Annotated in this window: 11 protein-coding genes; 6 read left to right on the top strand and 5 right to left on the bottom strand. The window is 72.4% G+C overall.

Going from position 1 to position 10,275, the window contains the following annotated elements; genetic code table 11:
* Positions 1–425 precede the first annotated feature (425 nt).
* Both CLV92_RS14745 and CLV92_RS14740 read left to right on the top strand, forming a co-directional pair.
* Complete coding sequence (locus tag CLV92_RS14745; RefSeq protein ID WP_146099560.1) at positions 426–866, top strand: hypothetical protein; 441 nt, start codon at positions 426–428, stop codon at positions 864–866.
* A 146-nt stretch (positions 867–1,012) separates the two neighbouring features.
* The gene (locus tag CLV92_RS14740; RefSeq protein WP_146099559.1) at positions 1,013–1,693 is read left to right on the top strand and encodes a hypothetical protein; all 681 of its coding nucleotides are present in this window, start codon (positions 1,013–1,015) and stop codon (positions 1,691–1,693) included.
* 160 nt (positions 1,694–1,853) lie between these two features.
* Here the strand turns inward: CLV92_RS14740 and CLV92_RS21025 are convergent, their stop codons facing one another.
* On the bottom strand, positions 1,854–2,075 hold the full coding sequence (locus CLV92_RS21025) for a hypothetical protein (protein WP_146099558.1): 222 nt from the start codon (positions 2,073–2,075) through the stop codon (positions 1,854–1,856).
* A 381-nt stretch (positions 2,076–2,456) separates the two neighbouring features.
* On the opposite strand from CLV92_RS21025, the gene CLV92_RS14730 reads away from it, so the two are divergent.
* Entirely contained in the window at positions 2,457–2,873 is a 417-nt protein-coding gene (locus tag CLV92_RS14730; RefSeq protein ID WP_158257259.1) for an Imm7 family immunity protein, read from the top strand.
* A gap of 88 nt (positions 2,874–2,961) precedes the next feature.
* On the opposite strand, the gene CLV92_RS14725 is transcribed toward CLV92_RS14730, so the two are convergent.
* The 3 genes from CLV92_RS14725 to CLV92_RS21515 form a co-directional block, all read right to left on the bottom strand.
* Positions 2,962–3,333 carry a hypothetical protein gene (locus tag CLV92_RS14725; RefSeq protein ID WP_146099557.1) on the bottom strand — a complete coding sequence of 124 codons (372 nt, stop codon included), beginning with the start codon at positions 3,331–3,333 and terminating at the stop codon, positions 2,962–2,964.
* 239 nt (positions 3,334–3,572) lie between these two features.
* Positions 3,573–4,013, bottom strand: a complete 441-nt coding sequence (locus CLV92_RS14720) for a hypothetical protein (RefSeq protein ID WP_104433839.1) — start codon at positions 4,011–4,013, stop codon at positions 3,573–3,575.
* 144 nt (positions 4,014–4,157) lie between these two features.
* Positions 4,158–4,526 carry a nuclear transport factor 2 family protein gene (locus tag CLV92_RS21515; RefSeq protein WP_158257258.1) on the bottom strand — a complete coding sequence of 123 codons (369 nt, stop codon included), beginning with the start codon at positions 4,524–4,526 and terminating at the stop codon, positions 4,158–4,160.
* A 168-nt stretch (positions 4,527–4,694) separates the two neighbouring features.
* On the opposite strand from CLV92_RS21515, the gene CLV92_RS14710 reads away from it, so the two are divergent.
* The 3 genes from CLV92_RS14710 (at position 4,695) to CLV92_RS14700 (ending at position 7,033) form a co-directional block, all read left to right on the top strand.
* Complete coding sequence (locus tag CLV92_RS14710) at positions 4,695–5,291, top strand: GNAT family N-acetyltransferase (RefSeq protein WP_104433837.1); 597 nt, start codon at positions 4,695–4,697, stop codon at positions 5,289–5,291.
* 172 nt (positions 5,292–5,463) lie between these two features.
* The gene (locus CLV92_RS14705; protein ID WP_245886837.1) at positions 5,464–5,799 is read left to right on the top strand and encodes a PLD nuclease N-terminal domain-containing protein; all 336 of its coding nucleotides are present in this window, start codon (positions 5,464–5,466) and stop codon (positions 5,797–5,799) included.
* 49 nt (positions 5,800–5,848) lie between these two features.
* The gene (locus CLV92_RS14700; RefSeq protein WP_104433833.1) at positions 5,849–7,033 is read left to right on the top strand and encodes a heparan-alpha-glucosaminide N-acetyltransferase domain-containing protein; all 1,185 of its coding nucleotides are present in this window, start codon (positions 5,849–5,851) and stop codon (positions 7,031–7,033) included.
* Positions 7,034–7,042: 9 nt separating this feature from the next.
* Here the strand turns inward: CLV92_RS14700 and CLV92_RS14695 are convergent, their stop codons facing one another.
* The gene (locus tag CLV92_RS14695) at positions 7,043–10,267 is read right to left on the bottom strand and encodes an EAL domain-containing protein (RefSeq protein WP_104433831.1); all 3,225 of its coding nucleotides are present in this window, start codon (positions 10,265–10,267) and stop codon (positions 7,043–7,045) included.
* Positions 10,268–10,275: the final 8 nt, after the last annotated feature.

Genomic DNA, 10,275 nt, shown 5'->3' with positions numbered 1-10,275 from the left:
GTCGAGGCCGAGCAGGCTCACTACGCTCACCACCAGACCCCGACACCGGTCGGAGCCTCAGAGTAGGAAGTCTCCGGACTCGCCGGGGCGGTTCAGGGTGTTTCCGTTCTGTTCTCTGAGGACGGAACCACCGTGGTCCCTGCCGTACTGACTGCCGCCGTCGCTGACCTGCGCGCCAGCGGCCTTCCAGCAGCGGATGGAAAGTAGGCCAAAGGCTCAGCCAGTGAGGCGTTGTCAGTAAGGGTCGACCGCTACTGACAACGCCTCAGTGACTCACCATCGCTCACGACGATCGCGCCTGACCAGCGTCAAGTCGGACGTTCGACCGGGACGATCATGGTTGTCGGCTTTGATGTCCGGATCGGTTCTGGTGCTTCTGACGTCGGAGGAACATGCGGTCTCGTCAGCTCCTGCCAGTCGCCGGCGTGCTGGTCTTCTTCTGCGCCTCGATGGGGATGCTGCCGGTGCCCTTGGCGTCAGCCAGCTGCATAGGCCCGCAACTGGTGATCGGCTCCGATCCCACTGTGGCGACACCCTCTGGTGAGGACCCGCCGCCACCAGTGCCGGTGCCGAGGGCGGGGCAGGTCCAGGTGTCGGGGCAGTGGTTCCACGAGGGGTGCGACGACAGCAGCACTGCGGGTGCAGGATGCGCCGGGCCGCTGACGACCACACAGACCCCGATGGAGGACGTGGACCTGGTGCTGGAGCAGGGCGCCTCCTCCTGGACGTTGGGAGTCGCGGACGCTGCCGGTCATGCCGAGGACTACGCCATCGGGTGGCGTGTCCGCCTTCCCGATGAGGTCATGCCCGGCCGAGCCGTCCTGCGCGCCGGCGGATCCAAGATCGACATCCAGGTCGAAGCCTGAGCCCAGCTCCCACGTTGCAGCAGCTGCGGGTCAACGGTGCAACGCACTCACATCGGTGCGGGCTGAGGCGGTCATGATCGCGCACTGAGGGCGGCGTGAGCGGTCGTGATCGTGACGTGTGGGTGCGCCTGGGGCAGGCTGAGGTGATGGATGACGGCCTGGTGGGGGAGGCCGTGGTGGAGCGGGCTGCCGCCGACTACGGCGTGGTGGAGACGTGGCCGCCTCCGGTGCAGGTGCAGCGGGTGCTCGACGGGCTGCGCGCCGGCCTTTCGGCCAGACCGTCCGGTCTGGCCGAAAGGCCGCTGTGGGACGTCATGCAGGTCATGCCGCGACCGCAGATCCACGACGCCTTGCTGCCCTTCGACTACCCGCCCCTGCCGGTGAGCGTCCCACTCGACGCTCAGCGGGTGTGCGCCGTGGTGCCCTACCCGTTCTCGATCGAGCCGGTGTCCCCCCGTGGCTGGGAGGAGTGGCGCGTGGCCCCCGGCGAGCGGCTGAGCGTGCACGAATGGCACCTGCCAGCCGGGGTGGACGTGGAGGCCATCACCTTCCGGGAGGCGTCGCGATGCCGCCTCGCGCACCTCAGGGTCTCCTTCGGGCACGCCGCGGTGGAGGACACGATCGAGACCTGGCGCGATGAGAACTTCGGTGACGGCACCTACATCGACCTGCGCGGCACCCTGGTGCAGGTGGTCCACCTCCACAACGGCACCGCGACGCGCCACCGCCGCACCCGCCGCGGCATCGAGCACGATGTCGAGGTCGAGACTCGCCTCTCACCCGCCGCAGCGGTCAAGGCCCTGCTTGAGACTCCCGGCGTGCTCTGAGCAACTAGTCACGCGCTGGACGTCGCCCGTCGCGCCCGCACGGCGTCAAAGGCGTGCGTTCAATCAGACGGTGGGCCTTCGCCGCCATCGACCGGGCGCAGCTGGTGAGGGCTTGCTGAAGGCACCTCGAGGCGCACCGCCCGAGCTGCATGGGCAGCGATCAGTGGATGAACATGCTGAGACCGCCGAGGAGGCAGAAGGCAACGCCATGTGAGAGGAGCGTCACCGGTATCGACCACCACCGCCTGCGGGGGATCAGGTAGGCCCACAGCAGGCATGCGGCCAGGAACGTCACGGGGATAGCTGCGTACCAGGTCGTCTGCGACAGCGCCGATCGCGATGCGCCGAAGTTGGCGAACACCGCATTGAGGAAGAACCACATCGAGGCGACGCCACTGAAGATCGCGATCAGGATGGCCAGGGTCCAACGTCGGAAGGACGTGATCCCGACCTCCTCTCGCGAGCTGCGGCAATCAGCGTGACATGCCCAAGTCGCTGTCCGTCCCACCACAGAGCGGCAGGACCCCAACGGCGCAACGTTCGACGAAAGACCGCGACGATGCGCGCTGATCGGACAGTCCCGCGTGCGTTCGGCAGGCCTGCATGATCGCGCACTGAGCGCGGCATAGGCGCGCGTTGGGTCGGTGGGGACCGTGCGCAGAGCGGTCACTTCAGTGCGTGGCTCGGCGGTGCCGGCAGTAAGCGATGGAAACTGGAGTGGGTGCGCCCGCGTGGGGCGAAGGGATCGAGGGAGGGCACGGGCGTGCACGGGTTCCACGGGTGGTTCGACCTCAGGGGCTACGCCACCTGCGACCCCGTGACGGAAGCGGCGGACGACGCGCGCGAGGCGCGGAACCTGCGCCTGCTCGCCGGCAGGGTCGCGCAGGTGGACTGGTCGAGCGGCCGGGCACGCCTGGACCACTTCAACGGTGGGCACTTCTTGACGGTGACCGGCCTCATCCAGCGCGTCCGCGCCGAACGTGAGGAGCTCTTCGCCCTGTTGCGCCACGTCGGGGAGACGCTGCCGGGGTCCTTCGGCCTGCTGTACGAGTGGGCTGATGAGTTCGAGGACAGCAACAGGTACTACGTCCACCGGATGGTCCGGGGCCAGATCGAGGCCGTCGACGACCCGCTCCTCTCGCCTATCAGCCCCCGCCTCGAGGACTACCTGAGCTCCTGAGGACACGCATGGATGGCTTGGGTGCAGACGTTCGCACATCGGCACAAGTGGGCGGCGCCGTTCGTTCATGATCGCGCACTCGGCGCGGCTACATGAGCGGTAGATCACCTGGTGGTTCAGACGCCACTGTGGGGCTGCTGGCGAGGTTGAGGACCGCCACCTCGCCGGTGGGGCCGGCGCACGCTTCCAGCATCGGCACGACGCCCTCGTCGCTGCCTTGAGGTGCGGGGTCAGGCTGCCGATAGCCACCGCCGCCCTCGACAAAAGACCCGACAGGGGCATGGGTGCCATCAGGCAAGACCACGGCCTGGTCTTTCTCATCCCAGGTCGTGCCCTCAGGCCACACCACGGGCCGGTCAGCCACGGTCACGCAACGGCCGTCATAGCCCACCACGCCGTCGACCTTGGCATCTGCGGCGGTGGCGCTCTCACCGTGGGAGATGACCAGAGGACCGTTCACCGTCCACCGGAAGTCGTCCGTGTCGTGAGGGTGCGGGGAGCAGGCGCCCAGCACCAAGGCAACGACCGCCATGAGGGGCGGCGCGGACCGTGAAGACGAGCGCATCGACATCCACCTCCGACGGTCCGGCCCGCTCTTCGGCTCCACCCTGCACCATCCGCAAGCCGGCACCTGAGGACGTCTAGCGGTCACCATGATCGCGCCCTCAGCGCGGCAAATGAGTGCGTTCACGGCGGGAGCTATTGCCCATCCTGGTGTCCGGGCATGGGCTGGCGGAGGAGGTCGCGTGCGTCGTGGAGCATCCGGTGCTCGTACGCGCTGCGGTGCTCGGGGTCGTCCTCCCACTCGCTGGCCTCGTAGGCGAAGCCGCTCAGCTGCTCCGGGCGCCCGAACGGGTCCCAGGCGTCCTGCCAGATGCGGCGTGCCGCCTCGTACGGCGCCAGTTCACCGGTGAACATGGCCTCGGCCCAGGCGTAGGCCAGCTCCCAGCGCGCTTGCTGCTCCGTCAGGTCCGGTGCCCCCAGCTCCTGCAGCGCCGTGGCGACCACCGCAGGCACGCAGGTCAGCTCACCGGGGCCCATGCCCGCCAGCTCCAGCAGCGCCGGGGAGTCCGACCCGGCCTGCAGGGCTTGCACCGCCCAGGCGGGCATGACCTCCACGTCCAGCTCACCGAGCAGCACGCGAGCACGGACACGGCGCAGAGACCCCACCGCACGATGCTGCCCGACCGCGCCCTCACGGCGACTACGTGAGCGTGAGGGCGTCGAACGGCCGTTCAGGTCAGAGCCGCAGGGCATGTGGAGGACCGGCCTGGCCGTGAGGAGCTAGTCGTGGATCGTGTCGGTGGCCTGCGACCACTTGCAACGCCAGCCGCTGTCGTCACCTCGTACGTAGACGTCGAGGTGCCAGCACTCGAGGTGGCCACCACCGGCTGGGGTCACGACGTCGATCACGGACAGGTACCGCACGACAGCGAGGGAGCCCGAGGTCTGGACCTCGATGTCGGACTGCGGCTCGAAGCGGGAGTAGTCGATGCTCCCGTCACGCAGCCCGTCGAGGTAGGTGCGCCGATCCCAGACGTCACCGCTGGGGGTGCACAGCACGAAGTCGACGTGGAGCACGTCGTCCAGGACGTCGCAGTCGGCCTCCACGACCGCGCGGAGTCGTGCCCGCTCCAGCTCAGCGATGTCCACGTCGTGACAGTAGGCCGCCGCACGTGAGCGGGTCCTCCGTCCCCCGACATGCAGGGACGGCCGGCACCGCCCATGGTCGCGCCCCCGGTGCGGCACGGGAGTGCGTTCTCCGGCGATCGGGTCGCAGCACCGTGCAGCCGGTGTCGGGGCGGCTTCTAGGGTGCGGCCATGAGCTTCCTCGACCCCACGATCCTCAAGGGTGATCACGTTGTGCTGGAGCCGCTCGGCCACGAGCACCACGACGGCCTGGTCGAGGCTGTGCGTGACGGGGAGCTGTGGAAGCTCTGGTACACCGTCATCCCCACCCCGGAGGGCATGCGGGCCGAGATCGAGCGCCGCCTGGGAGAGCAGCGGGCGGGCACGATGCTGCCCTTCGTCACCCGTCGTGCCTCGACCGGCGAGGTGCTGGGCATGACCACCTTCTGCGACGCCGACGCGGCCAGCCCGCGGGTGGAGATCGGCGCGACCTGGCTGGCCCGCTCCGCGCAGGGGTCGGCGGTGAACACCGAGGCGAAGCTGTTGATGCTCGCTCACGCCTTCGAGGCCTGGGGCTGCATCGCGGTGGAGTTCCGCACGCACTGGATGAACCAGCAGTCCCGTGCGGCCATCGCCCGCCTGGGGGCCAAGCAGGACGGGATCCTGCGCAGCCACAAGATCATGCCGGACGGCACCCTGCGGGACACCGTCGTCTTCTCGATCATCGCCGCGGAGTGGCCGACGGTGCGCACTCACCTCCAGCACCGCCTCACCCGCAGCGCTGGATGAACGTCCTCGATCCGCCATGAGCCGAAGATCATCCAGCCTTCGCCGGGATCCGCAGGACGGGCACTAGGCCGTTCCGGGCACCGCCGCCGGGCACTGGAGGGCCTCTCCGCTCGTTGTCCCGGCGCACCGCCTGTGCTCCTGAGATGCTGGGGCACTGCCCGAGGAGGTTTCCGTGCTCCGCGCACTCATCGTGATCGCCCCGTTCGTCCTCGTCGTCTACTGCCTGGTGCACTGCATCCAGGCGCCCGACGACCGGGTGCGCCACCTGCCGAAGTGGGCGTGGATCCTGCTGATCATCTTCGCCTACATCGTCGGCCCGCTGGCGTACCTGATCGCCGGCCGCCCCCTGCCGCAGCGCGGCGCGGGCCCTGGCCGCGGCGGTCTCAAGCGCGCCCCGCGCGGCCCCGACGACGACCCCGACTTCCTGCGCAACCTGGAGCAGCAGCGGCGCAAGCAGGCCGGGGACGACACCGCCCCCGGCGCCGAGGGCGGCAAGCCCCCCGCCTGAGCAGCGGGTGCGCCGGGTGCGCGCCGCGGATGCTGGAACACTCCCAGCCGTGAAGCCGCAGGGCGCCGCGAGCGGCGGCACGACCACCACCGGCCCGGCCCGGATCACCAGCCTGGACTGGGTGCGTGGCTGGATGCTCGTGGCCAGCGTCGCCGTCAACAGCCTGTGGTGGGCGCCGGAGTGGTTCGAGCACGCCCACTGGGCCGGGGTGCACCCCGTGGACCTCGTCTTCCCCGTCTTCGTCGCGCTCTCCGGCTGCGGCCTGGCTCTGGCGATGCACCGCCGGGTGCAGGTGCGGCCGATGCTGCGGCGGGTGCTGGTGCTGCTCGCGGTCGGGCTGCTCTACAACGCCGTCACCACCCACGGCCTCGACACCCGCTCCTGGGACCCGGCCACCTGGCGCCTGCCCGGCGTGCTGCAGCTCTACGCGGTGCTCGTCACCCTGGTCGCGCTGGGGCACCTGCTGACCCGGACCTGGCGCGGCTGGGCGCTGCTCACCGCCGCCGCGGCCACCGCCCACACCGCCCTGCTCGCGGGGTGGGCCGCCGGCTGCCCCGGGGGTGAGCTGACCCGGGAGTGCAACCCCTCCGGCGGCGTCGACACCGCCGTCTTCGGGGCCGCGCACGTCTACGCCGCGGGGCAGGCCGGGCACGACCCCGAGGGCCTCGTCGCCATCGGCGGGGCGCTGGTCTCCGCCGCGGCCGGCGCCACGACCGGGCACCTGCTGCTGGCGCGGCGGGCGGCCCGCCCGCCCGGGCGCGGGCCGGGGACGGCGGTGCTGCCGGTGCTCGGTCTGGCCGCGGCGCTGCTGGCGGCGGCGGTGCTCACCTCCCAGGCCCCGGCCTGGCTGGGTGCGGCGGAGGTCCCGGCGATGAAGCGGCTGTGGACCGCGCCCTTCGCGCTGGGCGTGGGTGCGGGCGTGGCGCTCGCGCTGCTCGCCGGGCACCTGCTGCTGGACCGCGCCCGCACCGGCGCCGCGCTGCGCGCCTCCGCCTGGCCGCTGGTGGCGCTGGGCCGCAACAGCCTGCTCGTCTACTTCGGCTCCCACGTCGTGATGGCGCTGCTGCTCGAGCGGCCCGAGGGGGCGCCCGACGGGCCCAGCACCGCCGAGCGCGCCGCGAACGCCGTGGCCGTGGCGGGGCACCCGCAAGCGACGTGGACGGTGCTGGCCGTGCTGGCGTGGACGGCGCTGGCGTGCCTGCTGCACTCCCGCCGCCTCTACCTGCGGCCCTGACGTCCCGCCCTACCCCGCCAGCCCGTCGAGGCGCAGGCCCGCGCCGACGCGGCCCGTGCGGGGCAGTCCGAGCCGCTGCACCAGCGCCTCCGGCCGCATCGGCCGCCCGAGGTGGTAGCCCTGCCCGAAGTCGCAGCCCGCCGAGGCGAGCAGCTGCCGCTGCGCGGGGGTCTCGATGCCCTCGCCCACGACGACCAGGTCCAGCACGTGCGCCAGGTCGATCACGGAGCGCACGATCCGCTGGTCGTGGGAGTTCTCCACGATGTCGCAGATGAAGCTGCGGTCCAGCTTCACCTCGTGCACCGGCAGCTGCTGCAGCCAGCTCAGCGACGAGTAGCCCGTGCCGAAGTCGTCCAGCGACACGGAGATGCCGCGCTCGGCCAGCTGCGCCAGCACCGCGCCCGTGCCGGCCATGTCCGCGAGCAGCCTGCTCTCCGTGACCTCGACCCCGAGCAGGCGGGGGTCGAGGCCGCTGTCCTCCAGCGCCGCGTCCACCACGTCGAGCAGGCGCGGGTCGGACAGCTGGCGCGCGGCGAGGTTGACGTGCACGGTCGGGGCGTCCACCGACATCCGCTGCCAGCGCTGCGCGTCCCGGCACGCCCGGCGCAGCACCCACGTGCCGATGTCCACGACGAGGCCGGACTCCTCGGCGATGTCCAGGAACGCCCGCGGCGGCAGCAGCCCCTGCTGGGGGTGGCGCCAGCGCAGCAGCGCCTCCACAGCGCGCATCCGGCCCGTCGCCAGGTCGATCTTGGGCTGGTAGAGCAGCTCCAGGGCGTCGTGGCGCAGGGCGGCGTGCAGTCCGGTCTCCACGGCCACGCGACGCCCGATCTCCGTCTGCAGGCTGGCGTCGTAGAGGGCGACGACGCCCCGCCCGCGGCGCTTGGCGAGGTAGAGGGCGGAGTCCGCCTCGCTGAGGAGCTGTTCGGCGGTGGGCCGACCGCTCACGGCGTAGGTGGCGCCCACGGAGACGTTGACGAAGACGTCGCGGCCCTGCAGCGGGTAGGCGCCGGCGCACGAGGCGAGGACCTGCTCGCCGAGGCGGACGACGTCGCGGGCGGTGGAGGGGCCCGTGGCGACGACCACGAACTCGTCGCCGCCGAAGCGGGCGAGCAGGTGCCGCGACCCCGTCGCCCGCCGCAGCCGCTGCGCGAACATGCGCAGCAGGTCGTCGCCGGCGGCGTGCCCGAGGTGGTCGTTGATCCACTTGAAGTTGTCGAGGTCGCAGAAGAGCACCGCGACGGCGGCACCGCCGGTGGCGACGCGCTCCGCGGCCACCTCCAGCCGGTCGTTCAGCAGCCGGCGGTTGGGCAGGTCGGTGAGGCTGTCGTGGAGGGCCTGGTGGGCCAGGGCCTCCTCCGCGCGCAGCCGCTCCGCCACCTGCTCCCGCAGCTCGGCGTTGGCGCGGGCCAGCTCCGCGGTGCGCTCCCGCACCCGGCCCTCCAGCTCCCCGCGCGCCCGGCCCTGCTCCTGCAGCAGGAGGCTGGTGTGCAGTCCGGTGGCGAGGTGGTGGGCCAGCGACTCGTACACGGCACCGGAGTGGGGGCCGAGCGCGAACAGCACGTAGCCGAGGTGCGTGGTCGTGGCGTCCAGGGGCAGCAGCACCACGCTGCGCCCGGCCAGCCCGGCCCACCGCGACGCCGGGAGCAGGTCCGAGGCGGGGAAGGAGGCGTCGTCCGGGGTGGGCTGCGCGACCCGGCCCCGCTCGTAGGCCAGCGCGAGGGAGGCCCGCGCCTGGGACGGGGCCGTCCCGCCGCCGGGACCCGTGCCGTCGTGCGGGCCGTCCTGCGGGTCGTCGTAGAGGGCGACGTAGCAGGTGTCCACGCCCAGGCGCGGGAGCTGCTCGGCGAGCACCTCGGCGCAGCGCTGCCAGGGGCTGGCGGAGACGATCTCCTGCCCGACGTCGCGCACCACGGTGGCCTGCCGTTCCACCAGCCGCCGCAGGTGCCGCCAGGACTGCTCGACGTCCAGCACCGCCCGCACCGCGGCCGCGTCGTCCCCGGCGGCGGCGCGCAGCACCGCCAGCACCTCGCCCCAGGGGTCGGAGGCCTCGCCGAGGTGGATGCTGTGGCGGAACAGCTCCTCCGCCACCGCCGTCAGGCCCCTCCCCCCGTCGTCGCGGGCTGCGCGCAGGGCGGCGACGAGGTCCTCGGCCCAGCGGGGGTTGCGGGGGCAGACCGGCTTGCGCCCGGTGGTGCTGCGCAGGGCGGCCGCGACGGCGGTGTCGTCGGGCAGGTGCGGCACGGCGGGGACGCAGCCGCAGGAGCGGCGCACGACCAGCTCGCAGTCCAGCGTGCGCTCCGGGGGCACGGGGTCCCCGGCGAGCAGCCCGGCCAGCACCCGGACCGCCTCGGCACCCACGGCGCGGAAGGGCGAGCGCACGGTGGTCAGCGGCAGGCCGGCGGCCTTGACCCGCACGGTGCGGGGGTTCCCCCCGACGGGCGGGTGCACGCCGGACTCGGCGCGGCCGCACTCGAAGCGGCCGCCGTCGAGGTGACCGCCGTCGAAGTGGTCCAGGTCGAAGTGGTCGAGGTTGCTGAAGTCGTCGAAGCCCACGACGGCGACGTCCTCCGGCACGCGCAGGCCCGCGTCCAGGCAGGCGGAGGCGGCGCCCACGGCGAGGCTGTCGCTGGCGGCGACGACGGCGTCGGGCACCGGCTGCTCCTCCAGCATCCGCCGGACGTCCCGGATCCCCTCGACGTCCATCGGGGAGGACGCGGTCAGCAGCCGCGTGATGAGCGCCGGGTCCGGCTCGAGGCCCGCGGAGCGCAGCGCGCGCAGGTAGCCGCGGTGGCGCAGCTCGCCCCCGGAGTGGGTGGAGAGGCCGCGGACGAAGGCGATGCGCCGTGCACCGTGGACGTCGATGAGGTGCCGGACGACCTCGTAGGTGCCCTGCTCCTCGTCGACGGTGACGGTCGCCGCGCCGTCGAGGGGGGACTCGATGCTGACGGTGGGCCGGTGGGTGAGGCGCCGGGCGAGGGCCTCCACCGGCGCGCGCCCCCCGTCGAGGGCCAGCTTCGTCGTCCAGACCAGGAAGCCGTCGAAGGCGGCCGGGTCGAGCAGGTCGTACGCCGGGTTCGCCGGGGCGCCGGGACCGCCGGCGAGTTCGCGACCCACCACGGTGACGAGGTCGAGGCCGAGGCGCTCGGCCTCCTCGACGGCACCGAGCCAGTGCTCCTGGTGGCAGCTCTCGAGCCTGCTGATGAGGCAGGCGATGCGGGGACGCGCGGGCATGCTGCCGC

This window comes from Kineococcus xinjiangensis (assembly GCF_002934625.1).
Classification (GTDB): domain Bacteria; phylum Actinomycetota; class Actinomycetes; order Actinomycetales; family Kineococcaceae; genus Kineococcus_A; species Kineococcus_A xinjiangensis.
Note: the sequence above shows the minus strand (reverse complement) of the source record. Positions and strands in the feature narration are given on the sequence as shown.

Bases quoted from the DNA above. Each gene is read 5' to 3' on its own strand.
- CLV92_RS14740 (WP_146099559.1), top strand. From the start codon at position 1,013: ATGGATGACGGCCTGGTGGGGGAGGCCGTGGTGGAGCGGGCTGCCGCC.
- CLV92_RS21025 (WP_146099558.1), bottom strand. From the start codon at position 2,075: ATGTGGTTCTTCCTCAATGCGGTGTTCGCCAACTTCGGCGCATCGCGA.
- CLV92_RS14710 (WP_104433837.1), top strand. From the start codon at position 4,695: ATGAGCTTCCTCGACCCCACGATCCTCAAGGGTGATCACGTTGTGCTG.
- CLV92_RS14695 (WP_104433831.1), bottom strand. From the start codon at position 10,267: ATGCCCGCGCGTCCCCGCATCGCCTGCCTCATCAGCAGGCTCGAGAGC.